The following is a 24,357-nucleotide window of genomic DNA, read 5'->3' on the forward strand; positions in this document are numbered from 1 at the left end:
GCGAAGGGCACCATAAGACCTTATGCGGGGTTGCCTCCTATGTTGGCATTTTCTCCAGGGCTCAGGTCACATTTCGGTCGCTTCTTCGGTGGACGCGTCTCTGTAGACGGTAAGGTGCACGTCAAGACTGATCAAGTGGCGAGTCAGCACCCGCTGCGGCGAGGGCCTGCACATCCGCGTACGACGGAAGGCCCGTGGGCATCTGCCCGCCCGCGGCGACCGCCCGGGCGGTCTCGGTCACCGCGTGCAGGGCGGCCCGCAGCAGCAGCGACCCGGTGCTGATCCGGCGGACGCCGAGCGCGGCCAGGCCGTCGACCGTGTGGCGGCCGGGCAGGAACAGCACGTTGAGCGGTAGATCGCCCGCGTCCACCAGTGCCCGCACGTCGTCGTCGGCGGCGACCCCGGGGACGAACACCCCGTCGGCCCCGGCCTCGGCGAAGGCCCGCAGCCTGGCGATGGTCACCTCCAGGCCGCCGGCCCCCAGCCAGTAGGTGTCGGTGCGGGCGTTGACGAACAACCGCGGCGCCCGCGACTTGACCGCCGCGATCGTCTCGCACCGCTCGGCGAGGTCCGCCAGCGTCCCGGCCGGCCGGCCGTCCTCGATGTTGACGCCGGCCACGCCGAGGGCGGCGAGTTCGGCGGCGATCTCGGCCACCCCCTCCGGCGTCTGCGCGAAGCCGCCCTCGATGTCCACCGACACCGGGCACGGCAGCCCGGCCAGCCGCCGGGCCAGCGCCAGCGTCTCCGCCGCGGTGTCGCCGGTCGCGTCGGGTTTGCCCGCCGCCGCGGCGACGCCGAGGCTCGTGGTCCCGATCGCGGCGAACCCGGCGGCGGCCAGAACGGCCGCCGAGGCGTGGTCCCAGGCGTTGGGCAGCACCAGGGGACGCGGTGCATGATGCAGAGCCCGGAACGTCTCGGCGTGGGTGGTCATCGGGGTCCTTCCGTGGTGGTGGCGCCCTCCAGGTAGAGGCGGGCGGGCACACGCAGGTTCGGCGACGGTTCGTACGGAACCTGCTCGTACGGAACCTGCTCGTGCGGATTCGGGGGGCCGGCGAGGCGGTGCGCCAGCGCGGCCTCGACGACGCCCGCCGCCAGGGCGAGCGCGGTCCGCTCCCCCGGGCAGGGCCTGATCCCGCTGCCGAAACCCAGATGCCCACCGCCCCCGCCGCCCGGCTCGAAACAGGCCGGGTCGAAACAGGCCGGGTCGAAACGGCCCGGCAGGAAACGGCCGGGGTCGAAACGGCCGGGGTCGGGGAAGACGTCGGGGTCCCGGTTGGCCGCCGCCAGGTCCAGCAGGAGGACGGCCCCCGCGGGCACACGCACTCCCCCGGCCGCGGCATCCTCGGCCGCCACCCGGCGCGTGAGCCGTACGGGCGGGTCCCACCGCAGGGTCTCGGCGAGCAGCGCCTCGACCGGCCACCGCGCGGACCAGCCGGCGGACAAGTCAGCGGACCAGCCGGAGGGCGGGCCGGCGGGCAGGCGGGCCACGGCGACGAGGGTGTTGCCCACCAGGCCCGCGGTGGCGTCGCAGGCCTGGATCAGCGCCCCCGCCACCGCGGCCAGCAGGCCGGGCTCGGGTTTCTCCCCGTCGCCGAGCGCCGCCGCGAGCACGCCCACCGCCGCATCCCCCGCGGGCGCCGCACCCGCGGCGGGCGGGAGGTGGTAGGCGGCGGCCATGGTGGTCACCGCGGCGACCACCTCCTCCCGCCGGTCCTCCGGGACGCCGAGCCGCGTGGCGAGGACGCCGACGGGGACGCGGCGGGCGATCCTTGCCATCACGTCCACACGGGCGCCGCCCGCCAGTTCGGCGCCGGTCCGATCGAACGCCTCCCGGCGCAGCCGTACGGGGTCGAGGGCGCCGAGCATCCCCGTCACGCGGGCGCGGCGGCGGCCGTGCTCGGCGCCGTTGCTGAACCTGCTCACCGCTCCCAGCAGCCAGGCCATTCCCGTTCCCGGTCGCGCGGCGGGGGCGGCGGGCACCAGAAAACGGGGATCGGCGAGCACGGACCGCACGTCCACGTGCCGGATGAGCCGCCGTTCCGGTACGGCGGGTGGATCTACTGTCATCGGTGGCCGGGAGCCGTGGAGGCCGCCCCCTTCCCCCCTTTCTGTGGTGCTCGTCGCCTCCCCGGCAGGCTAGGGCCGTGATCCTTCGGCAACCGTCGAAAGATGAACGTTTCACGCCTAAATGTGCGCTGTGCGGCGTATGGGCCTTTGGGTCTTCTCAAAGATCGGCCCGCGGGTTATCACAGGGCAGGAGGGTTGATCGTGATCCCCGCGCCCTTCTAGAACGTTCCACCGCTCCACGACCGGGCACCACTCGCCGGGCATCCGGCGTCGGAATCTCGTACGCCCACTGGGCACCACCGCGATGGAGGACGGCATGCGCCTGTTACGCAACGTGTTCACTCGGTTACTTCTACTGTTCGCGATGGTCGCCGCCGGCGCCGTCGCCGGGTCGGGGACCGCGAACGCGGCGGTTCCCGACGCGTGGGGGTTCGCCTACGTCGACACCAGCTCCGGCGTGCCGAACCTGTCCTACCAGGCGGGCAGCTGGACATCCGGTGCGGTCTCCGTCACGCCCGGCGTCCCCGGGGAGTACTTCGTGCGGTTCCCGCAGATCGGGATCCCCCAGGGCGGCGGGATCGCGCACGTGACCGCGATCTCGCAGTCGGCCGAGTGGTGCCAGATCGAGAAGTGGGGCCAGGTCGGCACGGACGAGATGGTGGCGGTGCGCTGCTACCGGTACGGCGGCGGCCCGGCCAAGGCGCTGTTCTCCATCGTCTTCGCAAGCAGCAGCGGGGCGCTGTTCTCCGCGGCGCAGGCGTTCGGCTACGTCTTCTGGAACGGCAGCTCCATCGGCTCCGACTACAACTCCTCGCTCGGGGTGAACTCCGTCTTCCACAACGCCACCGGTGACTGGACCGTCTGGCTGCCCGGTCTCGGCTCGTCCGTGCAGGCGGGGAACATCCAGGTCACCGCGGTCGACTCCGGGCAGCCGGCGCGGTGCAAGGTGGGCGCCTGGAGCTGGGCGACGTCCGGGCAGAAGATCCAGGTGCTGTGCCACGACGCCACCGTCAACCCGCTCGACACCGGCTGGACCCTCACCTACCAGCGCGAGCGGGCCATCACCGGTGCGTTCGCGCCGCCGAAGCTGTTCGCCTACACCTTCGACAACACCCCGGCCAACCCCGGGCCGTACGCGCCGGTGCCCCCCGCTATCAACTTCAACTACCCCGGCGCGGTCAACACGATCCAGTCGGCCGGGACCGGCCTGCGCCTCGTGACCTTCCCCAAGGTCGGGGCGTTGCCCAACGACGTGCAGGTCACGGCGTACGGCCCCGGTCCGGGGTTCTGCAACCTGCTCACCTTGTGGACGACCTCGGGCTCGACCGCCGTTGTCCGTGACGTCGCCTGCTACAACGCCACCACCAGGGTCAACCAGGCGTCGTTCGTGACCTACACCTCGGTGTACTGACGACCGACGGCAGGGGCGGGCGCGCCGGCCAGGGCACGAAAGATCAGGGCACGAAAGATCAGGGCACGCGGAGGCGGTGGGTCAGCCCCGTGTGGCGGCGGCCCGCCCCCCGCGTGCGTACGGCCTGGCCGAGCGCCCGCCGCGACCCGACGATGACCACGAGCTTCTTGGCCCGGGTGATGGCGGTGTAGAGCAGGTTGCGCTGCAGCATCATCCAGGCGCTGGTGGACAGCGGGATGACCACGGCCGGATACTCGCTGCCCTGGGAGCGGTGGATGCTGACCGCGTAGGCGTGGGCGAGTTCGTCGAGCTCGTCGAAGGAGTAGTCGACGTTCTCGTCCTCGTCGGTCAGCACGGTCAGCTTGCTCTCCTCGGGGGCGATGGCGGTGACGACGCCGACGGTGCCGTTGAACACCCCGGCCGCGCCCTTGTCGTAGTTGTTGCGCAGCTGGGTGACCTTGTCGCCGACGCGGAAGACCCGCCCGCCGTACCGGCGCTCCGGCATGCCCTCGCGGGCGGGGGTCAGCGCCTCCTGCAGGGCGGTGTTGAGCGCGCCCGCACCGGCAGGGCCGCGGTGCATGGGCGCCAGCACCTGAACGTCCCTGCGGGGGTTGAGCCCGAATTTGCCGGGAATGCGGCGGGCGACCACGTCCACGGTCAGGGCGGCGATCTCCTCGGGTTCCTCGCAGGGGAACAGGAAGAAGTCGGGGAAATCCCGGACCAGGGGGTGCTGGCCGGTGTTGACGCGGTGGGCGTTGACGACCACGCCGGACTCCTGCGCCTGGCGGAAGATCTGCGTCAGGCGCACCCGGGGGATGCCGGGGGCGGCCAGCAGGTCGCGCAGCACCTCTCCGGCGCCGACCGAGGGAAGCTGGTCGACGTCGCCGACGAACAGCAGGTGCGCGCCCGGGGCGACCGCCTTGGCGAGCTTGTTGGCCAGCAGCAGGTCGAGCATGGACGCCTCGTCCACCACGACCAGGTCGGCGTCGAGGGGGTTGTCGCGGTCGAAGGTCGCGTCCCCGCCGGGGCGCAGCTGGAGCAGCCGGTGCACGGTGGTGGCCTCGTGCCCGGTCAGCTCCGCCAGCCGCTTGGCCGCCCGGCCGGTCGGGGCGGCCAGGATGACCTTGGCCCGTTTCGCGCGGGCGAGGGTCACCACCGAGCGCACGGTGAAGCTCTTGCCGCAGCCGGGGCCGCCGGTCAGGACGGCGACCTTCTCCGTCAGTGCGAGCCGTACGGCCTGGGCCTGCTCGGGGGCGAGGTCGGCGCCGGTCCGGCCGCGCAGCCAGTCGAAGGCGGCCGGCCAGTCCACGTCCTCGAACGCCCCGAGCCGGTCGTGGCCGGAGGTCAGCAGGGTGCGCAGCGTGCCGGCCAGCGACAGCTCGGCGCGGTGGAAGGGGACGAGGTAGATCGCGGGGACGGTGCTCTCGCCGTCGTCCCCGTCCCGCTCCCCGTTGCCCCTGGCCGGGACCTCCTCGCGGACCACGCCCTCCTCGGCGATCAGCTCCTCCAGGCACGCCGAGGTCAGGTCGGGCGGCACCTCCAGGATCTTGACGGCGTCGGCGACCAGGTTGGGGGCGGGCAGGAAGCAGTGGCCGTCGTCGGCGGCCTGCGACAGCGTGTAGCGCAGGCCGGCCTTGACCCGCTCGGGGCTGTCGTGCGGGATGCCCACGGCCTGCGCGATGGTGTCGGCGGTCTTGAACCCGATGCCCCACACGTCGTCGGCGAGCCGGTAGGGCTCCTTGCGGACCACGTCGATGGAGTCCTCGCCGTACTGCTTGAAGATGCGCACGGCGATGGAGGTGGACACCCCGACGCCCTGCAGGAAGATCATCACCTCTTTGATGATCTTCTGTTCCTCCCAGGCGGCCGCGATCATCTTGGTCCGCTTGGGCCCGAGACCGGGGACCTCGACCAGGCGCTTGGGCTCCTCCTCGATCACCCGCAGCGTGTCGGTGCCGAAGTGGTCCACGATCCGCTCGGCCATCTTCGGGCCGATGCCCTTGATCAGCCCGGAGCCGAGGTAGCGCTGGATGCCCTGGATCGTCGCCGGCAGGACGGTGGAGTACGACCACACCTCGAACTGCCTGCCGTACCTGGGGTGGGAGCCCCAGCGGCCGGTGAGCCGCAGCGACTCGCCCACCTGCGCCCCGAGCAGTGGGCCGACGACGGTCAGCAACTCGGTGCCGGACCGTTCGGTGGCGACCCTGGCGATCGTGTAGCCGGTCTCCTCGTTGGCGTAGGTGATCCGCTCCAGCACGGCGTCGAGCTGCACGCCGGGCGGCCTGCCCGCGGCGCCTCCGGGAGGATTCGTCATGGGTCGCATTGTCTCCCAAACGGCGGGACCCGCCCGACCGGAACCCGCGCCGCCGGGGACGGACCCGCGCCCGGCGTCCGGGCGGTCAGCGCGGCAGGCGCAGCCCTGCGATGAGCAGTCCGGCCAGCCGTCGTGCGTCGTAGTGCGGGTCGTGCTCGGCGCCGATGCAGAGATTCCCCACGCCGCGCATGAGCTGGATGGCCGGGATGTCGGAGCGGATCTCGCCGGCGGCGGCCGCGGCGTCGAGCAGCCGGGCGCACACGGGCACGAGGCGGTCGAGGAAGTAGGCGTGCAGGGCGTCGAAACCGGCGTCGTCGGAGCGCAGCACGGCGGCCAGCCCGTGCTTGGTGACCAGGAAGTCGACGAAGAGGCCGATCCAGCGCTCCAGCGCGGCGTACGGCGTCGCGCCGGCCTCCAGCAGGGCCGGTCCGGCCTCGGCGCAGGCTTCGACCTGGTGCCGGTACACGGCGATGATGAGATCGGCTCGCGTCGGGAAGTGGCGGTAGATCGTCGCCGTCCCGACACCGGCCTTGGCCGCGATGTCGCGTACGGGCGCGTCCACACCTGAGGCGACGAAGACCGCGGCGGCCGCGTCGAGCAGGGTCTTCTCGTTGCGCTGTGCGTCCGCCCGTTTGGGCCGGGCCGCCCGCTCCGCGCCCCGGTCGCTGTCGTTCATCGCGCGGCTCCCTCCGTTGCCCGGCTTGCTAAACGGGACACTGTTTCGTATCGTCAAAACGGAACGCGGTCCCGCTTGCTCATCATGCCAGAGCGGCGGGCCGGCGACCAAGCCATGCGCGTCGCCCCCGCGTATCCCTCCCAGATGAACGACGGCGGCGCGCCCCACTCCGGTGCCGCCGGTGCCGAAAGGACCGATCCGATGCCGCATTCCCTCCACCCCACTTTCGGGATCATGACCGCCCCGCAGCAGGTCACCTACCAGGACGTCCTGCGGGTCTGGCGCGAGGCGGACGCGATCCCGCAGATCGAGCACGCGTGGCTGTTCGACCACCTCATGCCGATCGGCGGCGACCCGGACGGGCCGGCCTACGAAGGCTGGACGCTGCTCGCGGCCCTCGCCGCGCAGACCCGCCGACTGCGGCTCGGCGTGCTGGTGACCAGCAACCGGTTCCGGCCGCCCGCGATGCTCGCCAAGATCGCCGCGACCGTCGACGACATCTGCGGCGGACGGCTCGACTTCGGCATCGGCGCCGGCTCACGCCCCGGCCACCCTCTGGCCCGGCGTGAGTACGACGCACACGGCCTGCCCTTCCACGACGCCGCGCACGCCGTGGAGAGCCTCGCCGAAGCCTGTACGGTGATCCGGCGGTTGTGGACCGAGACCGAACCGTTCGACTTCGACGGCGCCCACGTCCGGCTCACCGGTGCGTTCTGCAACCCCAAACCCGTCCAGCGCCCCCATCCGCCGATCCTCATCGGCGGACGCTCGTCCCCGACGCTGCGCGTGGCCGCCGAACACGCCGACCTGTGGAACATCCCCGGCGGCGACATCGACGACGTCGTCGGCCGCAGCGCGCTGCTCGACCGCTACTGCGCCGAGATCGGCCGCGACCCCGCCTCCATCACCCGCTCGATCCACCTGCCCGTCTCCTACGACCGGCCCGGCCCCACCCGGGACGCGATCGGCGAGGCGATCGACGCCGGCTTCCGGCACATCGTCCTCGGACTGCCGTCGCCCTACCCCGCCGGCGTCGCCCGGTGGGTGGCCGACGAACTCATCACCTCACGAAACAACTGAGAGGAAAACCCACCCATGAGCCACACAGGCACGGCGACCACGGACATGGCCGTCGGCGCGCCCACCGCGGTCGTCTCGGTGAAGCCGGTGGTGCTGCCGGCCCCCGGCCGTGGCGAGGATCTGCGCGTACGCGTGTCCGCGCCGGCGACCGGGAGCGAACTGCCGGTCATCGTCTTCTCGCACGGCTTCGGGGAGTCGATGGACGGCTACGGCCCGCTGGCCGACTTCTGGACCGCCCACGGATTCGCGGTGATCCAGCCCACCCATCTCGACTCGCGGACGCTGAACCTTTCTCCCGACGACCCCCGTACGCCGCTGATCTGGCGGTTGCGCGTCGAGGACCTGAAGCGCGTCCTCGACGGGCTGGAGCTCATCGAAGCCGCCGTTCCCGGCCTCGGCGGGCGGCTCGACCGAGGCCGCGTCGCCGTGGCCGGGCACTCCTGGGGCGCCCAGACGGCGAGCATGCTCCTGGGCGCGCGCGTCCTCGATCCCAAGGGCGAGCCGGGAGAGGACCTGTCCGACCCGCGGATCAAGGCGGGTGTGCTGCTCGCCGTCCCCGGCGCGGGCGGAGCGGACCTGACTCCGTTCGCCGCCGAGCACTTCCCCTTCATGAACCCGGGCTTCGCGGAGATGACCACACCGGCCCTCATCGTCGCGGGAGACCGCGACCAGTCCCTGCTGTCGGTCCGGGGGCCGGACTGGTTCACCGACGCGTACGTCCTGAGCCCGGGCGGCAAGAGCCTGCTCACTGTCTTCGGGGCGGAACACTCGCTCGGCGGCATCTCCGGATACAACGTCACGGAGACGACGGACGAGAACCCCGGGCGGGTCGCCCTGATCCGGCGGCTCACGTGGGCCTACCTCCGCACCGCGCTCGGTCTCGACGATTCCGCCTGGCCGGCGGCGCGTGCCGCGTTGGCGGAGGCCGGCGACCCGCTGGGCCGGATCGAATCCCGCTGAATCCCTGACAAGCGCACCGCGCGCCCCCTTAACCGCCTCGTCACCGGCGGGGGGCGCGCGGTCGCCCACCGGCCGGGGTGACGCACCGGCGGCGCGGTCAGTAAGGGGACGCCGAGTTGCTCGCGGCCCAGTGCTTCTCGGCGTCGGAGCCCGCCGGAGGCGGCGCGATCCCGTTGATCATCCAGAGGTCTTCGCTGGTCTCGTCGACGTGGAACTCCCAGTGCAGCCCTGCGTGCCGTTCGAGGAAGGGCTGCAGCATGCCCTTGATCCACTGGGCGGTCCGGCGCCGGCTCTCCCGATCGGGGTTGCTGCGCGCGATGTGGTCGATGGCGATGCGGACACCGGCCGGGGTGGGCTCCCCGCCGACGTAGAAGTCCTCGGGCCGGGTCTGGTGGAACAGCGTGATCACGTAGAACCGGGGCAGCCCGATCTGTTCGTAGTGGTCGGCGATACGGGAGGCGAGCCGGTGCTTCTCCGTGTCGGTGAAGATCCCGGGCGTGTGATGAATGGTCCACAGTGGCATGGCGGTTCGGTACTCCTTGAGTGCGCAGATGCGGTCTCAGCGGGCGGTCGAGAAGGTCAGGTTCTCCACGGGGCCCGGCAGCGCCGCCTTGGCGGCGACCGTGACGTCGTCGGCGAGCACTTCCGCGGCCCCGGACTCCAGGCCGTCGACGATCCGCGCGGCCACGTCGGCCGGATCGGCCTTCGGCAGTTCGAGGGCGGAGACCATGTCGGTGTCGATGAAGCCCGCGTGCACACCGACGACCTGGGTGTTCTGGCGCGCCAGTTCGATCCGGAGCGAGTTCGTGAGCGACCACGCCGCCGCCTTGGACGCTCCGTAGGCGCCGCTGCCGGCCAGCCAGGACAGCACGGAGTGCATGTCGACGAGCGCGCCTCCGCCGTTCGCGCCCAGGATCGGTGCGAAGGCCCGCGCCATCCGCAGCGGTCCGAAGACGTTGACGTCGAACGTCACGGTGACGTCCTCGAAGTCGCCCGTCAGCAGTGGGGCGGGCAGCAGGATCCCGGCGTTGTTGAACACGATCTCGGCGTCGGTGGCGATCTCCGCGAGGGCGGCGACCGACGCCGCCGAGCGGACCTCCAGTTCGGCGGCGACGACGCCTGGACGGTCGTCGACGTACGCCGAGCGCGCGGTCGAGTACACCTTTCGCGCCCCGCGTGCCAGCACCTCGTCGACCAGCGCCGCGCCGAGTCCACGCCGGCCCCCCGTCACCACAACCACCCTGCCCGCCACCGCGACCATGACGTCCCCCTGAGTAACGACTTCGTTAGCGAGATTGCATCACACCCTGCTGACTAACGCAAGCGTTAGCTACAATGCCGGGGTGGCGATGAAGTTCGAGGAACGGCTGAGCGACCGGGACGCGTGGTCCATCGGCGACGGATGCTCGGCCGGGCGGGTGCTGGACCTGCTCAGCACCAAGACGGTGTTCCTGGTGGTCCGCGAATGCTTCTACGGCACAACGCGGTTCGACGACTTCGTGACCCGGGTCGGGGCCTCGGCGCCCGCGGTGTCGCGCGCGCTCAGACAGCTGAAGGCCGCGGGCATCGTCGCGCCCGTCGCCTATCGGGAGCCGGGGAACCGGGCCCGCGACGAATACCGGCTGACGGAGGCCGGCGAGGACCTGCTGCCGGTGTTCCTGTCGCTGATTCAGTGGGGCGACAGGCACCTGCAGGACGGCCGCCCGCCCCTGTCGTTCGTCGAGGCCGGCACCGGCCGTCCGATACGGGTCCGCGTCAGTGCCGAGCCGGCGCCGGAGACGGCGTGCGACGACATCGAGATCCGGGTGCACCCCGCCTGGGACGCGGCTAGCGGCGCACCTTGAACCTCAGGTGCAGCACTCCGTCGCCCTGGACGACCACATGGGGCTCCTCCAGCGGATGCGGCCCGTCGATGCCGCCGAAGTAGCGTTTGCCCGATCCAAACACCACGGGCACCACGTCCATCGCCACCTCGTCCACGAGACCGGCCGCGAGGATCTGGCCGCCCACGTCGCCGGCGTTCACGCTGACGATTCGCTCCCCGGCGAGCTCCTGCGCCTTGTCGATCGCAGCCGTCACGTCGTCGACGAAGTGGTACGACGCCTCCGGGTGCCAGCCGTCGGGCCTGGGCCGGTGAGACACCACGATCACGTGGTCGCCCGCGGGCGGCCGGCCCTCCCAGCCGTTCACCTGGTCGAACAGGTGGCGGCCCATCACGATCACGCCGATCGACTCCCATATCGGCCGGACGTACTCCGCCGATGCCCGCGAGAGCATGAAGTCGCTACCGGTTCCGGAATGGTCGTACTGCTGGTCGCCGCCTTGGCGGATCGGGGTGTCCCCGTTGAAATACCAGTCGTGGAGTGGCCCGACGTCGTCGTTCTCGTCGGCGATGAAGCCGTCCACCGACACCGCGTTGTGCATGGTGACTGTGCCCACTGGTTCTCCTCGAGCTTGTGCCGACGAGCCGCACCCGTGCGGGGAACTCGAAGAGGAAACGCCTGGTCCAGACGCCCATGAACCATCCATCGGTGAGCATCGCCGGCGGCACCGAGGGGTCGGAATCCCACAGGCGGGCGGGCTCGCCCAGGTTGACGAACAGGTGTGCCGACGGCATCGGCGGCACGTTCATCCGGCGGTGTCGCGGCACTCCGGTCAGGCAGTAGATGTCGTCGATGAACCGGTCGAGCGGGGGTGCGGGCACCCGGCCGACGTATTCCATCGACCCAGTGTGACCGACGAGAAATCGATCTCGCACGTCACCGGGTCGCAGTTAGCAGTCACTGTCCGTGCACGCATGCCTACATGTTGCCTTAAGCAAGTTAGCATGTTAAGTTAATCGCATGGAGCAGAACCTCAGCCTCAACCTGCATGTGCTCACCGCCCGGCTGGACCGGGCCGCCGACCGGATCCTGCGGGCGGAGCACGGCATCTCCTACAGCCGGTTCCTGGCGCTGACCCTGGTGGGAGAGCTGGGAGCCTCGACGCAGCGGACCCTCGCCGAATACCTCGGCGTGACCGAGCCGTCGGTGAGCCGCATGACGACCGTCCTGGCCGCCGACGGTCTTCTCGACGTCCAGCCCGACCCCGCCGGGGGGAACCGCCGGCGGCTGAGCCTCACCGACGAGGGAAAGCGGCGGGTGACCTCGATCCGGCAGGAGTTCGAAGAGCGGCTGGCCATGGTCGTCGCCCACAGCGGCGTGCCGTACGCCGAGTACGCCGAGCACACCGCGCGGCTGCTGGCGACGTTCGACCGGCTGGAGCGGGAGGCGGGCAAGTGAGCAGGACCATCGACACCCCGCCCTTACGCCGAGGCACGGCCGGCTCCGCCGACGGCACGGCGATCGGCTACCAGACGCTGGGCACGGGCCCCGACCTCATCGTGATCGGCGGAACTCTGCGGACCTCCGACGACTACCTGCCGCCGGCCGCCACGCTGGCCCGCTCCTTCACGGTGCACGTCGTCGACCGGCGCGGACGCGGCGCCAGCGACCCCCAGGGACCCGGCTACTGCCTGGCCAGGGAAGTGGAGGACCTGCGCGCCGTTCAGGCCGCCACCGGGGCGCGCCTGGCCTTCGGCCACAGCTACGGCGGACTGGTCGTCCTGGAGACCGCACGATCCTTCCCGCTGTTCGACCGCATCGCGATCTACGAGCCCGGAGTGCCCTGCTCCCCCGTCCCCACCGCCTGGATGGCCCCCTTCCGGGAACGGCTGGCCGCCGGCGACCACTACGGCGCGTTCATCCACTTCATCCAAGGCTCCGGCGGCGCGCCGGACTTCATGAGCAAGCTGCCGCACTGGTATCTGCGCATGGTCTTCCGCATCGCCTTCCGCGGGCCGGCCTGGCAGCGGATGCGGCCCCTGCTGGGAGCCTGCCTTTCCGAGCACGAGCAGCTCGCCGCCCAGTATGGCCGGCTCGCCGAGTTCGCGGACGTCACCGCCCCGGTGCTGCTCCTCGTCGGCGGCCGCTCCAAGCCCGAACACCGAGCGGAGTTCGCCATGCTCCGCGACACCCTTCCCGACGCGACCCTCGACACCATCGACGGACTGAACCATCTGTCGCCCACGGAACCGAAAACGGGCCCGGTCGTGGCCGAACGGGCCCTGCCGTTCCTCCTGGGACGATGACGTGGACGGGTCGCCGGACCACGCCCGCGATCTCCGATGAGGTGGCCGTCATGGCGCTTAAGGGCCGGCGGGTCTCGGTGATGAGCGGCGGTTCGGGCATCGGGGAGGCGAGGGCGCCGGCACCTTCGCGCGTCGTAATCCCGTCGTGGCGCGGACGCCGACTGCCTAGGGTTCTGCCAGTGAGAGATCTCCGCCTGCTGCCCAAGGCTCACCTGCACACCCACCTGGAAAGCACCGTCCGTCCCGCCACGATCCGCGAGCTGGGAGGCGAGCCGCCGGTCCAGGACCGGCCGTTCACCGATTTCAGGGAGTTCGCCGACCAACGCGCCAGGGTGCGCGCGCTGCTGCGCGACCACGGGCACTTCCGCCGGATCGCCGAGGAGTTCTGCCAGGACGAGGCCGCCCAAGGCGTTCGTTACGCGGAGGTCACCTTCACCGCGGCGGCTCACGGCGAGCGTCTCGGCGATCCGGACATGCCGCTGGAGGCCGTGCTGGAGGGACTCGCCGCCGGCGCGGAGCGGTACGGCATCCAGACCCGGGTGATCGTGGACCACTCCCGCCGACGTCCCGCCGACCGGTTGTGGCGCAGTCTCACGCTGGCCACCCGGCACCCGCAGGTGATCGCCATCGGCCTGGCGGGAGACGAGGCCTACCCGGCGGCGCCGTTCGCCGAGGTGTTCCAGGCCGCCCGCGAGGCGGGGCTGCACCTGGTGCACCACGCCGGGGAGACGGCGGGCCCGGCCAGCGTCTGGGAGGCGTTGACGGTGGGGCACGCGGAGCGGATCGGCCATGGCATCCGCGTCCTGGAGGATCCGGACCTGGTGGCCGAACTGCGCGGACGCCGCGTGCCGCTGGAGGTCTGCCCCTCATCGAACGTCCTGCTCGGGCTGGTCCCCTCGCTGGCGGAGCACCCGCTGCCGCGCCTGGTCGAGGCCGGTCTGACGGTCACCCTGAACACGGACGGGGAGACGTCGCTGGCGGCGGAGTTCCAGCGCGCGCGGGAGATCTTCGGGTGCAGCGACGCGGAACTGGCGACCCTGGCCCGCGCCTCGGTCGAGGGCAGCTTCGCACCCGCCGAGGTGAAGGCGCGGATCGGCGCCGAGATCAGTCGTTGGCTGAGCGGATGAGAGCCCGCTCCGCCTTCCCGAGACGATGCGCGCCCTGGGCCGACTACCGGGCCGCGTGGACGGCGGGACGCTAGCCTGGTGCGGATCACGGAGAGGGGACGACCGGAATGGTGCTGGAGGGGACGGCCCGCGCGCTGCTGCGCAGGCTGGCGGCCGAGCAGGCGGAGGCACGGGTGCCATCGATGGTGGCGGCGATCGTGCGGGGCGGCGAGATCGCCTGGTTCGGGGCGCGCGGCCGGGTCGGCGGTGAGCCGCCCACCCGGGACACCCAGTACCGCATCGGGTCCATCACCAAGACCCTCGTGGCGACCGTCGTCATGCGGCTGCGCGACGAGGGCCGGCTCGACCTGCTCGACCCCCTGGACAAGCACGTGCCCGGCACACCGCTGGGCGACGTCACCGTCGCCCAGTTGCTGTCCCACAGCGGCGGATTGACCGCCGAGTCGCCCGGCCAGTGGTGGGAGCGCACCCCGGGTGTGCCGGTGGGCGACCTGATCGCCGCGCTCGGCACCGAGTCCGCCCGGCACCGGCCCGGCCGCCGCTACCACTACTCCAACCTCGGGTTCGCGCTGCTCGGCGAGCTGGTCGCGCGTAAGCGGTCGGCGCCGTGGGAGGAGGTCGTACGCGAGGAGGTCCTGGAGCCGCTCGGTATGCGCGACACCACACCGCGCCCCCGTGCACCGCACGCCACCGGGTATGCGGTGCACCCCTGGGCCGACGCGCTGCTGCCCGAGCCGGAGAACGACCACGGCGCCATGGCCCCCGCCGGGCAGATGTGGTCCACGGCCGCCGACCTGGCCCGGTGGGCGGCCTTCATCGGCGGCGACACCGGCGAGGTGCTGCGCCCGGCCACGGTCGCCGAGATGCGCGAGCCGGCCGTCGTGGAGGACGGCGACGCCTGGATCCGCGGCTACGGGCTCGGCCTCCAGCTCACCCGGCACATCGGGCCCGGCGGCCCGCGCCGGCTGGCCGGCCACACCGGGTCGATGCCCGGCTTCCTCGCCACCGTGTGGGCCGACCCCGCCGACCGCGTGGCCGTGCTGTGGATGGCCAACACCACCTCGGGCGTGCGCAACATCGACACCGCCCTGCTGGACATCCTTGCCGAGCACGAGCCGCCGCTGCCGGCCGAGTGGTCGCCCTCCCCGGTGGACGAGGACCTGCTGGCGCTGACCGGGCCGTGGTACTGGGGGCCGACGCCGTACGTGCTGCGGGTGCTGCCGCAGCGCGGCCTTTCGCTGACCCCGGTGAGCGGGCAGGGCCGCGCCTCCCGGTTCGCCCCCCGGGCCGAGGGCACCTGGGTGGGGCTCGACGGCTACTACGCCGGGGAGACCCTGCGGGTGGTCCGCTCCCCCGGCGGGGTGACCCACCTCGACCTCAACACCTTCATCTTCACGCGTGAGCCGTACGACCCGGCGGCCCCGGTGCCGGGCGGCGTCGACCCGGCCGGCTGGAGGTAGACCCCTCAGGTGGTGGCCAGCGCGACCGTCGGCGACAGGCGGGCCGCGCGCATCGCCGGGTAGAGACCGGCGAGGGTGCCGATGACGAGCGTCGCGCCGACGGCGCCCGCGAACGCCCAGGCCGGGACCACCGGCGGCCAGTCGCGCGACAGCGCGTAGCCGGCGGTGGCCAGGCCGCCCAGCACCGCCCCCGCGATCCCGCCGAGCGCCGACAGCAGCAGCGACTCGGCGAGGAACTGCAGGCGCACCTGCCCGCGGGTGGCACCCAGCGAGCGGCGCAGGCCGATCTCCTTGCGCCGCTCCAGCACCGAGATCACCATCGTGTTGGCCACGCCGACCCCGCCGACCAGCAGCGCGACCGCGCCGAGCCCGAGCAGCAGGTTGGTGAACGCGCTCGCGGCCGCCGCCCGGGCCGCCAGCGCGTCGGAGGGCCTGCTGACCGTGACCTCCTCCGGGTTCTCCGGGTTGACCGTGCGCGGCAGCACGGCCCGTACGGCCTCCACCGACTCCTCGGCGGACCGCTCGTAGACGGTCGTCGGGTGGCCGTCGAAGGCCAGGTACTTCTCGGCGGCCGGGAACCCGACGAGCGCCGAGCGCTCGATCTCCGGGGCGAGCGGCATCGGGCCGAGGACGCCGACGACGGTGAACCACCGTTCGCCCATCCAGACCTGTACGCCGGTCCTGGAGATGCCGAGCCGTTCGGCGGCCTTGGCGCCCAGCACGACGGCGGGCCGCGCCTCGGTTGCGGCGTTCAGCCAGGCGCCCGTGACGACCCGGCCCTCCAGGGTGGTGAGCAGGTCGGCGGTCGCGGCCTGGACGGCGATGCCGCCGGTCACGGCCTTCGGGATGCGGTCGGTGCGCCGGATCGTGGTGTCGACCGTGCCGGTGGCCGAGGCCGTGCGGACCGGCCCGATGCGCCGGACCATGCCGAGCGCCTCGACGGGCAGCTTGGCCTCCTCGCCGAACATCGTCTGCCCGGGCGCGACGGTGAGCAGATTGGTGCCGAGCCGGTCGAGCTGGCGCAGCAGCTGCTCGCGGGAGGAGGATGAGATGCCGAGCACCGCGATCATGGTGGCGATGCCGATGGCGATCCCGAGCGCGGACAGGACCACCCGCGCGGGGCGGGTGCGCAGCCCGGCCGCGCCGGTCCGCAGGACGTCGGACGGCCCGAGCCTGGCGGGGGCCGGTCGCTGACGGGTCATCGTGGTGCTCCCTTCGCCGCTCCCGCTGTTCCGGCGTCCGGCGCCGGTTCGGGGGTGCGCTTCGGATTGGGTCCGGGAGGGCGTCGTCCGGTGCCCGCGCCGGCGTCGGCGACGACGCGGCCGTCGCGTACGCGCACCTGACGAGGGCACCACTCGGCGATCTCGGGGTCGTGGGTGATGACCGCGATCGTGGTGCCGGCGGCGTGCAGGTCGCGCAGGACCCCCAGCACCTCGCCGCCCGCCGCCGAGTCCAGGTTGCCGGTCGGCTCGTCGGCCAGCAGCAGCGGCGGGTCGCCCGCCACGGCGCGGGCCACCGCCACCCGCTGCTGCTCCCCGCCCGACAGCTGGTTGGGGCGGTGGCCCAGCCGGTGACCGAGGCCCACCCGCTCCAGCGCGGCGGCAGCGCGGTCCCGCCGCGCCCGCAGCGGCGTGCCGCTGTAGAGCAGGCCGTCGGCGACGTTGTCCAGCGCGCTCACCCCGGGCGCGAGGTGGAACTGCTGGAAGACGAAGCCCAGGTGGCGGGCGCGCAGCGCGGACAGCTCACGGTCGGAAAGCCCGGCCACGTCGTGCCCGGCGATCCGCACGGTCCCCGTGGTGGGCCGGTCCAGGGTCCCGATGAGGTGCAGCAGGGTCGACTTGCCGGAGCCGGACGGCCCGGCGATGGCGACCAGTTCGCCGCGTTCGACCAGCAGGCTCACCCCGCGCAGTGCCCGCACGCCGCCGCCGTACTCCTTGGTCACCTCGCGCAGCTCCACCACGTAGGGCCGCTCGGGCTGCGGGACGCTCATGTGGCGGGCACCCCGACCTTCATGCCCTCGGCGAGCCCGGCGCCGGTGATCTCGACCATGCCGCTGCCGAAGGCGCCGAGGTCGACCGGGACCAGGCGGGTGGAGGCGCCCTCGACCACCTCGACGCCGAAGCCGCCCTCGCGCAGGGCCAGCAGCGCCTCCACGGGGACGGCCAGCACGTTCTCGCGCCGCTCGCTGACCAGCTCCACCTCGACCGGGGCCTTGTCGAGGCGGGTCTTCGGGGTCTTGCTCAGGGTGATGTCGACGTCGATGGTGCTGCCCTCGTCCTGTCTCTGCCCGGAGGGGACGGCCTCGGCCACCGTGCCGACCGAGGTGATCTTCCCGGTGATCCGCTCGCCGCCCGGCAGTTCCACGGTGACCTTCGCGCCCTTCCTGGCCAGCGACTGGTCGTCGGTGGACAGGTCCACGTGCACCAGCCGCCGTACGCCCGACACGGTGAGGGCCGGACGTCCGGGGGCGGTCCTGTCGCCCACCTCGACCTTGGCGTCGGTCACCCGGGCGGCGGCCGGCAGGAAGACCACCTGGGAGGCGTCCACCTGCCCGGTCTCGGGGAGCCCGGCGTCGTCCTGCCACTCCTTGACGGCCAGATAGGTGGCGTAGCTGAAGTGGTCGTCCACGGTCAGGTCGTCGCCGTGGCCGAGGACCTTGAGGTTGCGTTCGAGCTGCTCGACGTCCGGGCCGTCGTCGACGCCCTGCCGCAGCGGGCGGTACATCGGCAGCGATCCGTACATGAGGACCACCGGCCTGCGGTCGACCCTGAGCAGCGGGCGGCCGCGCCGGACGAGTGCGCCCTCGGCGGGCGCCCAGGTCACGGTGCCGGCGGCGTCGGTGCTGACCTGCCGCTCGCCGGAGTAGGTCAGCGCCCCCTCCACGGTCTTGGTGTCAACCAGGTCCTGACGCGCGATCGACGCGGTGGCGGGGACGGGAGGCGGGGACGACTCGGCCGCGCCCGCGCCGTCGCCGCCCGCCACGGCGACGGCGGTTCCCGCGGCGGCCAGGGCGAGGACACCGGCGCCCGCGATCACCAGGCTCTTCCTCACGGCTTCCTCCCGGGTGCGAGCTCCTCGCAGGCCTTCTGCGCCTCCTCCATCGCCTTCTCCTGGCCCCGCTTGATCTTGACCTGGATGCCCTGGCCGGGGGCCGGGTCGGGCATGTCGATGCCGTGCTCGCGCATGCACTGGGCGAACTTCACCATCCGGTCGCGCGCCTGGGGGTCGTCGCCGCCGAGCTTGTCGCCGACCGCGTCCTTCATGAAGTGCCGGCAGGCCTGCATGGCCTTCTCCATTAAGGCCTCGTCGCCCTTCTTGCCGATGATGCGGACGCGGCCGTCCGGGCCGGGGTCGGGGATGTCCACGCCGTGCTCGCGCATGCACTGGGCGAACTTGAGCTGGGCCTCCTGGCGGTCCACCGGGGCCGACGCCGACGGCCCGGCCGTGGCGCCGCCGCCTGACGTGGCGCCGCCAGCGCTGGCGATCCCGTCGTCCGCGGGGGCCGCGCCGCAGCCGGCCAGTGCCAGTGCGAGCCCCACGGTGAGCCCCAGTGCCGGGCCCAGGGCCCGTAGTGGTCGTAAGCGCATGGGTCGTTCCTCCTCTGTCGCTCCTTCTCGTCCGGGGCGTCCGCCCGGGACGGGGCCCAACTTCAGCGGAGGCGGTGCTAAACGCGGATAAGCGAGCCCGGCTTATCCGCGGCTAACACCGCCTGCGCCACTCTCGGAGCCGAGTGGGAGGTTGGTGGGGATGCGGGTGCTCGTGGTCGAGGACGAGGAACAGCTGGCCGAGGCCCTGGCACGGGGGCTGCGGCTGCACGCGATCGCGGTGGACGTGGCCTACGACGGTCAGGAGGCGCTTGAGCTGGCCGCCTACGTCGACTACGACGTGGTCGTGCTCGACCGCGACCTGCCCGAGGTGCACGGCGACGAGGTGTGCCGGGAGCTGGTCACGGCCAGTGGAGCGAGCCGCATCCTCATGCTGACGGCGGCCGGGCGGGTGCGTGACCGGGTCGGGGGCCTGTCCCTGGGCGCCGACGACTACCTGGTCAAGCCGTTCGCCTTCGCCGAGCTGGTGGCCCGGATCCGGGCCCTGGCCCGGCGCTCGCCCCGGGCGGTGCCGCCCGTGCTGGAGCGGGCCGGGATCCGGCTCGACCCCGCCCGCCGTACGGTGCTGCGCGACGGGCGGCAGGTGGCGCTGGGCCGCAAGGAGTTCGACGTGCTGCACGAGCTCATGCGCGCCGGCGGAGGGCTGGTGACCTCGGCCCTGCTGCGCGCGAACGTGTGGGACGAGCACGCCGACGCCGGCACGGGCGTGCTGCGCGTCACGATCACCTCGCTGCGCCGCAAGCTGGGCGAGCCCGCGGTGATCGAGAACGTGCCGGGCCGGGGGTATCGGCTGTGACCCGCGTCCTGTCCTCGTGGCGCAGGCTCGGCCTGCGCATGCGGCTCACCCTGCTGTACGGCGGGTTGTTCTTCCTGGCGGGGTCGGTGCTGCTGTGGTTCACCCAGCTGCTGACCGCGCGGGCGCTCAACCAGCGGTTCGTGGTGGCGGTGGCGTCGAAGGTGACCGGTGCCCCCAGTGCCGTGCTGGGGGGCAAGTTGCCCGACAGCGACGTGCTCGCGCAGCGGGTGCGCACCAACGTCGAGCAGGGGGCGGCCGACGCGCTGAGCGACGTGCTCAGGTCGTCGATGATCGTCATGATCCTGGTGGGGGCCGTCGCGGTGGTGCTGGGCTACCTGGTGGCCGACCGCGCGCTGCGCCCGCTGGACCGGGTGACCGAGACCGCGCAGCGGCTGTCGGAGAGCACGCTGCACGAGCGGATCGGGCTGCGCGGGCCGCAGGACGAGATCAAGCGGCTCGCCGACACCTTCGACGCGATGCTCGACCGGCTGCACCGCGTGTTCGACGCGCAGCGCCGGTTCATCGCCAACGCCTCCCACGAGCTGCGCACCCCGCTGGCGGTCAACCGTACGGTCCTGGAGGTGTCGCTGGAGGAACCGGCGGCGTCGGAGGACCTCAAGGCGCTGGCCCGCGCGCTGCTCGGCACCAACGCGAGGTACGAGCGGCTGATCGAGGGCCTGCTCATGCTGGCGCAGTCGGAGCAGGAGCCGACGGCCCGCAAGCCGGTCGACCTGCGGCAGGTCGTCCGTACGGCGATGGAGCAGATCGACCTGCAGCCGCGCCGCAGGAAGGTGGTCGTCCACGAGGACCTGAGCCCGGCGGTCGCGCACGGCGACCCGCTGTTCCTCGAACGCTGCCTGGTCAACCTGCTGGAAAACGCGATCAAGTACAACGTGCGGGACGGCGAGGTCTGGGTCCGGTTGCGGGAGGAGGAGGCCGGGGTGAGCGTGACGGTGGAGAACACCGGGCCCCTGGTCCCGCCATACGAGGTGGACGACCTGTTCGAGCCGTTCCGCCGGCTCGGCGGCGACCGCGTCCGCTCCGCCCGAGGGTCGGGGCTGGGCCTGTCCATCGTCCGGGCCATCGCCGTGGCGCACGGCGGCGAGGTGGAGGCGCTCGCCCGGCCGGAGGGCGGCCTGGCGGTGACCGTACGCCTGCCCGGTGAGCCCGGATCCTCCTGCCGCCGGTGATCACCGGCGGGCCCTTTACCCCCAAGTGCGAGGTCTGCTGCCTACTGCCCGGTAAAATCTGGGTTGTTCTAACTTGACCGGTTTGACCTGGTCTATTACGTTTTAGGCAACTCGGGGGCACTTGCTCATCTCAATGGTCAAGAAGCCCTCCTCAGACCGACGCGACCGGCCGATCCCGGCCGGTCGCCCGGCCGCCGAGTCCGCGTCCGCGCGGAGCCGGGGACCCACCTCTCCTGGGGTGAATCGGCATACGTGCCGTAGGGCGACTTCCAGCCCGAACCCGTCAGCTAACCCGGTAGGCGGCATGGAAGCAAGGGAGTACGCCCCACCATGCACGTCGTCAACACCTGTCTTCGCGCTGCCCTCGCGGGCGGGGTCCTCGCCTCGGCCGTGCTGATCGCCTCACCGGCCGCGCACGCGGACAACCCGGCCACCGGCAAGGGCCCGGCGGTCGCGAAGTCCACGTCCGAGATCGCCTCCACGCTGCCCATGGTCAGCGCGGCCGACGTGCTGACCCTGGCCAGGAGCCAGATCGGGATCAGTGAGAACGCCAAGGGCGGCGGGACCAAGTTCCAGGAGTGGTACATGTCCACGCCCCGCGCCCGCGAGACCCTCGCCCGCGACGGCGGCACACTGAAGGGCTACCTCAACGCGGCCTGGTGCGACATGTTCGTCTCGTGGGTGGGACAGCAGCTCGGCATCGCTCCGGTCATGGGCTCCGACGCCTACACCGTGGAGCACGCGCGCTGGTTCGCCGAACACGGCCGCTGGGGCCACACCCCCAAGCCGGGCGCGGTGGTGTTCTTCAACTGGAACGGCAGCAAGGACATCGACGACATCGAGCACGTGGGGTTCGTCGTCAAGGACAACGACGACGGCACTATCCAGACGATCGAGGGCAACACCGGCGACGGCGGCGCCGTCGAGGCCCGTACCCGTCCTACCTGGCAGGTGGCCGGATACGGCTACCCGGTGTATCCCGGGGACACCTCCGCCTCCTCCTGACAGGCGACGCCCGAAGCGCGCCGGTGATCCCGGCGCGCTTCGCCGTCCCCGCCGAGGGCGCCGGGCCTTGATCACATTGACCTGTGCGGTCGTGAGCTGCGAGCCTGGCGGCATGCACGCGTTCGACGTCCTCGGCGATCCGGTGCGCCGCCGGATCCTGGAACTGCTCGCCGAGGGCGAGCGCTCCGCCGGGGAGATCGGCTCCATCGTGCAGGAGGAGTTCGGAATCTCCCAGCCCGGGGTGTCACAGCACCTGCGCGTGCTGAGGGAGAGCGGCTTCGCGACGGTCCGGGCCGAGGGCACCCGGCGCCTGTACGCCGTCGACCCCGCGCCGCTGCGCGAGGTCGACACCTGGCTCGACCACTTCCGCCGCTTCTGGAACCAGCGACTGGACGCCCTGGGCACCGAACTCGCCCGAGGGAAGCGGGAGCGCCGCCTGCAGGACGACGCCCGCCCGTGAGCCGTGCGCACCTCGTCCGGGCCGGCGCTACCGGGGAGCCGCACCCCGTCTGGGGGCCACGCGTGCGAGCGTGGTCCAGCCCGTCCAGCCTCGCCGCAACTCGCGCCGGTGAGTGCGCGGCCAGCGGGATCCAGCCGTCACACTCGGCGCGCCCGCAGCCAGAGCGATCTGTCTGGACGAGTTCGAGCCACTGCACTTGATGCCCCTGCCGCACCGAGACTGGGGAATGATGCTGGTGTGCTGATCCGTATCGAGGCATCCAACCTGCCCGGGCGGGAATGCGGGCAGACACCGGGTTTCCCCGGCTACAGCAACATCTATGTCGGCGTGCAGTGGCGCGACCGCCGTGACGAACTGCTCGGCCTGCACCCGGGAGACGCTTCCTCGGCGGTCTGGGAGCTGAACGCGACCGCGACCCGCAGGGAGACCGAATGGGATCTCCGGGGCCCATTTGTGCAGGGCAGGCCGGGCGGCCGGTTCGTGTATCTGTCGTGGGGCACGGTCGACGACGCCGGGGTGTTCGCGATGTTCCGGCGGGCGAAGCTGGCGTTCGACGGCATCCCCGCGGCCGTGCTGGATGCCGCAGTGGACAACGACCTGCTGGTGGCCCGGCTGGGGCTGACCGATTCGCGCGGTCACCCGCTGTGCGCGGCGGTGCGCCCGCCGCTGGTGGAATGGTCCGCCCCCACCGTCTGACGACGTGTCGTGCCCCGGCAAGCGGTGAGGTCTCCGGTAGAGGGGGCTGGTTCACTCGGTGGACGCGGGGCTTTCCGTGGGCGAGGTACGGCGTAGCTCCGGTTCACTCGGTGGACGCGGGGCTTTCCGCGGGCGAGGTACGGCGTAGCTCCGGCCAGGCCCGGTAGAGCACCGCGGCGAGTGGTACGGCCAGGGCGGCTCCGGCGATCCCGGCCACGATGCCGCCGACCGCCAGAGCGACGATGACGGCGAGCGGATGGAAGTGGACCAGCCGGCCGACGATGAGCGGTTGCAGCACGTGGTTCTCCAACTGCTGTTCCAGGACGAGGATGCCGAGCAGGACGAGCGCGAAGACCACGCCCTTGGTGCCGAGTGTGACCAGGACGGCCAGGCCGCCGGCGATCACGATGCCGATGATCGGCAGGTAGCTGGCCAGGAAGATCAGCGCGATGAGGGGCACCACCAGCGGGACGCCCATCACGGTTAGCACGATGGCCATCACGACCGAATGGATCGCGGCCACGATCGTGGTGCCCACCATGTACTGCGACAGGGTTCGCCAGGCGGCCTGGCCGGCCGCATCCACGCGGGTGGTCGCCTGTGCGAATCCGCGGATCAGCCAGGCCCAGATGCGATCGCCGTCCTTGAGCAAGAAGAACGTCATGAAGAGCATGAGGATGGCGCCGGCCAGCACTTCGGCGGCGACGGTGGCGCTCTTCACCAGGCTTTTCCCGATATCCTCGCGCCGGGTCTGCACCTGGTCCAGCAGCGACTGCACCATCTGATCCAGCTGAGCCTGCCTCAGGTTCAGCGGTCCAGTCACCAGCCAGTTCTGGACCTCACGAGCGGTGTGCTGCACTTGGGCCAGCAGGGTGGGGAACTGCGCGTTGGCCTGGGTTCCGATGAGGACGCCCACCGCGGTGAGCACCACGAGCCCGCCCAGCAGCGTCACCCAGGCGGCGGCCAGGCTCGGCAGCCCCCGCCGGCGTAGCCAGCCGCAGATCGGATGAAGCAGGGCGGTGAGCAGCAGCGCGGCGGCCAGCGGCACCATCACCAGCCGCAGGAACGCGACGAGCCACACCACCGCGAACAGCACGATTGCGATGCCGATCAGACGCCAGCACCAGGCCGCGACCGTGGCCAGTAACGGCGGCACGCGCGGACCGGCGGAACCCTTGACCATGCTTGACCCCTTTCCAGTTCGGCCCGTCCCGTCGGCTTCGGCGTGAGCGGGAGGCCCGCTACGGACGGTTCACACGGAGCCGTCGCCCGGCGAGCTGGAACCGTTTCTTCCGCCTGCATACGAAGGCCCTGGAACTGGTGGGCCAAGCGCCGTACGGCCACGAGACTGGGGTGGGCGACGTATGAGCACGCGTGGGAG

General features: G+C 72.1%; 25 protein-coding genes and 1 riboswitch. Of the genes, 13 read left to right on the top strand and 12 right to left on the bottom strand.

Annotation, left to right across the window (positions count from 1 at the left end):
* Positions 1-121: 121 nt before the first annotated feature.
* Together FLX07_RS13155 and FLX07_RS13160 are read right to left on the bottom strand one after the other, a co-directional pair.
* The gene (locus tag FLX07_RS13155) at positions 122-931 is read right to left on the bottom strand and encodes an isocitrate lyase/PEP mutase family protein (RefSeq protein ID WP_142571028.1); all 810 of its coding nucleotides are present in this window, start codon (positions 929-931) and stop codon (positions 122-124) included.
* On the bottom strand, positions 928-2,067 hold the full coding sequence (locus FLX07_RS13160; RefSeq protein WP_142571029.1) for a cytochrome P450: 1,140 nt from the start codon (positions 2,065-2,067) through the stop codon (positions 928-930). Before FLX07_RS13160 ends, FLX07_RS13155 begins: the two co-directional genes overlap by 4 nt.
* A gap of 316 nt (positions 2,068-2,383) precedes the next feature.
* Here FLX07_RS13160 and FLX07_RS13165 point away from each other — a divergent pair, with 316 nt between their 5' ends.
* Positions 2,384-3,478, top strand: a complete 1,095-nt coding sequence (locus tag FLX07_RS13165) for a hypothetical protein (protein ID WP_142571030.1) — start codon at positions 2,384-2,386, stop codon at positions 3,476-3,478.
* 58 nt (positions 3,479-3,536) lie between these two features.
* Here FLX07_RS13165 and recD2 read toward each other — a convergent pair whose 3' ends face one another.
* Together recD2 and FLX07_RS13175 are read right to left on the bottom strand one after the other, a co-directional pair.
* Positions 3,537-5,792 carry an SF1B family DNA helicase RecD2 gene (gene recD2, locus FLX07_RS13170; RefSeq protein WP_142571031.1) on the bottom strand — a complete coding sequence of 752 codons (2,256 nt, stop codon included), beginning with the start codon at positions 5,790-5,792 and terminating at the stop codon, positions 3,537-3,539.
* An 85-nt stretch (positions 5,793-5,877) separates the two neighbouring features.
* On the bottom strand, positions 5,878-6,468 hold the full coding sequence (locus FLX07_RS13175) for a TetR/AcrR family transcriptional regulator (protein ID WP_142571032.1): 591 nt from the start codon (positions 6,466-6,468) through the stop codon (positions 5,878-5,880).
* Between the two features lie 234 nt (positions 6,469-6,702).
* Here FLX07_RS13175 and FLX07_RS13180 point away from each other — a divergent pair, with 234 nt between their 5' ends.
* Both FLX07_RS13180 and FLX07_RS13185 read left to right on the top strand, forming a co-directional pair.
* Entirely contained in the window at positions 6,703-7,548 is an 846-nt protein-coding gene (locus FLX07_RS13180) for an LLM class flavin-dependent oxidoreductase (protein WP_223853365.1), read from the top strand.
* 15 nt (positions 7,549-7,563) lie between these two features.
* Positions 7,564-8,508, top strand: a complete 945-nt coding sequence (locus FLX07_RS13185; RefSeq protein WP_142571034.1) for an alpha/beta hydrolase family protein — start codon at positions 7,564-7,566, stop codon at positions 8,506-8,508.
* 97 nt (positions 8,509-8,605) lie between these two features.
* On the opposite strand, the gene FLX07_RS13190 is transcribed toward FLX07_RS13185, so the two are convergent.
* Together FLX07_RS13190 and FLX07_RS13195 are read right to left on the bottom strand one after the other, a co-directional pair.
* Complete coding sequence (locus FLX07_RS13190; protein WP_142571035.1) at positions 8,606-9,031, bottom strand: tautomerase family protein; 426 nt, start codon at positions 9,029-9,031, stop codon at positions 8,606-8,608.
* 36 nt (positions 9,032-9,067) lie between these two features.
* Complete coding sequence (locus FLX07_RS13195) at positions 9,068-9,769, bottom strand: SDR family oxidoreductase (RefSeq protein ID WP_142571036.1); 702 nt, start codon at positions 9,767-9,769, stop codon at positions 9,068-9,070.
* An 88-nt stretch (positions 9,770-9,857) separates the two neighbouring features.
* On the opposite strand from FLX07_RS13195, the gene FLX07_RS13200 reads away from it, so the two are divergent.
* Positions 9,858-10,352, top strand: coding sequence for a winged helix-turn-helix transcriptional regulator (locus tag FLX07_RS13200; protein WP_142571157.1), 495 nt, complete (start codon positions 9,858-9,860; stop codon positions 10,350-10,352).
* Here the strand turns inward: FLX07_RS13200 and FLX07_RS13205 are convergent.
* Positions 10,336-10,947, bottom strand: coding sequence for a dihydrofolate reductase family protein (locus FLX07_RS13205; RefSeq protein ID WP_142571037.1), 612 nt, complete (start codon positions 10,945-10,947; stop codon positions 10,336-10,338). The two genes, FLX07_RS13200 and FLX07_RS13205, sit on opposite strands and share 17 nt — an antisense overlap.
* A gap of 404 nt (positions 10,948-11,351) precedes the next feature.
* Here FLX07_RS13205 and FLX07_RS13215 point away from each other — a divergent pair, with 404 nt between their 5' ends.
* The 4 genes from FLX07_RS13215 to FLX07_RS13230 all read left to right on the top strand — a co-directional run bounded on the left by FLX07_RS13215 (position 11,352) and on the right by FLX07_RS13230 (position 15,224).
* Entirely contained in the window at positions 11,352-11,789 is a 438-nt protein-coding gene (locus FLX07_RS13215; protein ID WP_142571038.1) for a MarR family winged helix-turn-helix transcriptional regulator, read from the top strand.
* The gene (locus FLX07_RS13220; RefSeq protein WP_142571039.1) at positions 11,786-12,637 is read left to right on the top strand and encodes an alpha/beta fold hydrolase; all 852 of its coding nucleotides are present in this window, start codon (positions 11,786-11,788) and stop codon (positions 12,635-12,637) included. Before FLX07_RS13215 ends, FLX07_RS13220 begins: the two co-directional genes overlap by 4 nt.
* A 179-nt stretch (positions 12,638-12,816) precedes the next feature.
* Positions 12,817-13,764: an adenosine deaminase gene (add, locus tag FLX07_RS13225; RefSeq protein ID WP_167748230.1), complete on the top strand. Its 948-nt coding sequence runs from the start codon at positions 12,817-12,819 to the stop codon at positions 13,762-13,764.
* 107 nt (positions 13,765-13,871) lie between these two features.
* Complete coding sequence (locus FLX07_RS13230; RefSeq protein WP_142571040.1) at positions 13,872-15,224, top strand: serine hydrolase domain-containing protein; 1,353 nt, start codon at positions 13,872-13,874, stop codon at positions 15,222-15,224.
* Positions 15,225-15,229: 5 nt separating this feature from the next.
* On the opposite strand, the gene FLX07_RS13235 is transcribed toward FLX07_RS13230, so the two are convergent.
* Genes FLX07_RS13235 through FLX07_RS13250 form a run of 4 tightly spaced genes read right to left on the bottom strand, consistent with a single transcriptional unit; the run spans position 15,230 to position 18,811 of the window.
* Positions 15,230-16,426: an ABC transporter permease gene (locus FLX07_RS13235; RefSeq protein ID WP_142571041.1), complete on the bottom strand. Its 1,197-nt coding sequence runs from the start codon at positions 16,424-16,426 to the stop codon at positions 15,230-15,232.
* Positions 16,423-17,214 carry an ABC transporter ATP-binding protein gene (locus FLX07_RS13240; protein ID WP_142571042.1) on the bottom strand — a complete coding sequence of 264 codons (792 nt, stop codon included), beginning with the start codon at positions 17,212-17,214 and terminating at the stop codon, positions 16,423-16,425. Before FLX07_RS13240 ends, FLX07_RS13235 begins: the two co-directional genes overlap by 4 nt.
* The gene (locus FLX07_RS13245) at positions 17,211-18,275 is read right to left on the bottom strand and encodes an efflux RND transporter periplasmic adaptor subunit (RefSeq protein WP_142571043.1); all 1,065 of its coding nucleotides are present in this window, start codon (positions 18,273-18,275) and stop codon (positions 17,211-17,213) included. Before FLX07_RS13245 ends, FLX07_RS13240 begins: the two co-directional genes overlap by 4 nt.
* The gene (locus FLX07_RS13250) at positions 18,272-18,811 is read right to left on the bottom strand and encodes a hypothetical protein (protein ID WP_142571044.1); all 540 of its coding nucleotides are present in this window, start codon (positions 18,809-18,811) and stop codon (positions 18,272-18,274) included. The genes FLX07_RS13245 and FLX07_RS13250 overlap by 4 nt, the downstream gene beginning before the upstream one ends.
* Before the next feature lie 160 nt (positions 18,812-18,971).
* Between FLX07_RS13250 and FLX07_RS13255 the strand changes: the two genes are divergently transcribed.
* The 5 genes from FLX07_RS13255 to FLX07_RS13275 all read left to right on the top strand — a co-directional run bounded on the left by FLX07_RS13255 (position 18,972) and on the right by FLX07_RS13275 (position 22,976).
* Positions 18,972-19,625, top strand: a complete 654-nt coding sequence (locus FLX07_RS13255; protein ID WP_142571045.1) for a response regulator transcription factor — start codon at positions 18,972-18,974, stop codon at positions 19,623-19,625.
* Positions 19,622-20,815 carry a sensor histidine kinase gene (locus tag FLX07_RS13260; RefSeq protein WP_229689584.1) on the top strand — a complete coding sequence of 398 codons (1,194 nt, stop codon included), beginning with the start codon at positions 19,622-19,624 and terminating at the stop codon, positions 20,813-20,815. Before FLX07_RS13255 ends, FLX07_RS13260 begins: the two co-directional genes overlap by 4 nt.
* 182 nt (positions 20,816-20,997) lie before the next feature.
* Positions 20,998-21,131: riboswitch (cyclic di-AMP (ydaO/yuaA leader) on the top strand.
* A gap of 14 nt (positions 21,132-21,145) precedes the next feature.
* Positions 21,146-21,820 carry a CHAP domain-containing protein gene (locus FLX07_RS13265; RefSeq protein ID WP_142571046.1) on the top strand — a complete coding sequence of 225 codons (675 nt, stop codon included), beginning with the start codon at positions 21,146-21,148 and terminating at the stop codon, positions 21,818-21,820.
* Between the two features lie 112 nt (positions 21,821-21,932).
* Positions 21,933-22,280 carry an ArsR/SmtB family transcription factor gene (locus FLX07_RS13270; RefSeq protein WP_142571047.1) on the top strand — a complete coding sequence of 116 codons (348 nt, stop codon included), beginning with the start codon at positions 21,933-21,935 and terminating at the stop codon, positions 22,278-22,280.
* A gap of 237 nt (positions 22,281-22,517) precedes the next feature.
* Complete coding sequence (locus FLX07_RS13275; protein WP_142571048.1) at positions 22,518-22,976, top strand: DUF5990 family protein; 459 nt, start codon at positions 22,518-22,520, stop codon at positions 22,974-22,976.
* A 103-nt stretch (positions 22,977-23,079) separates the two neighbouring features.
* On the opposite strand, the gene FLX07_RS13280 is transcribed toward FLX07_RS13275, so the two are convergent.
* A complete protein-coding gene (locus FLX07_RS13280) occupies positions 23,080-24,159 on the bottom strand; it encodes an AI-2E family transporter (protein ID WP_142571049.1) in 1,080 nt (359 codons plus the stop codon).
* Positions 24,160-24,357: the final 198 nt, after the last annotated feature.

Origin of the sequence: Microbispora bryophytorum (genome assembly GCF_006874465.1) — a bacterium.
Classification (GTDB): domain Bacteria; phylum Actinomycetota; class Actinomycetes; order Streptosporangiales; family Streptosporangiaceae; genus Microbispora; species Microbispora bryophytorum.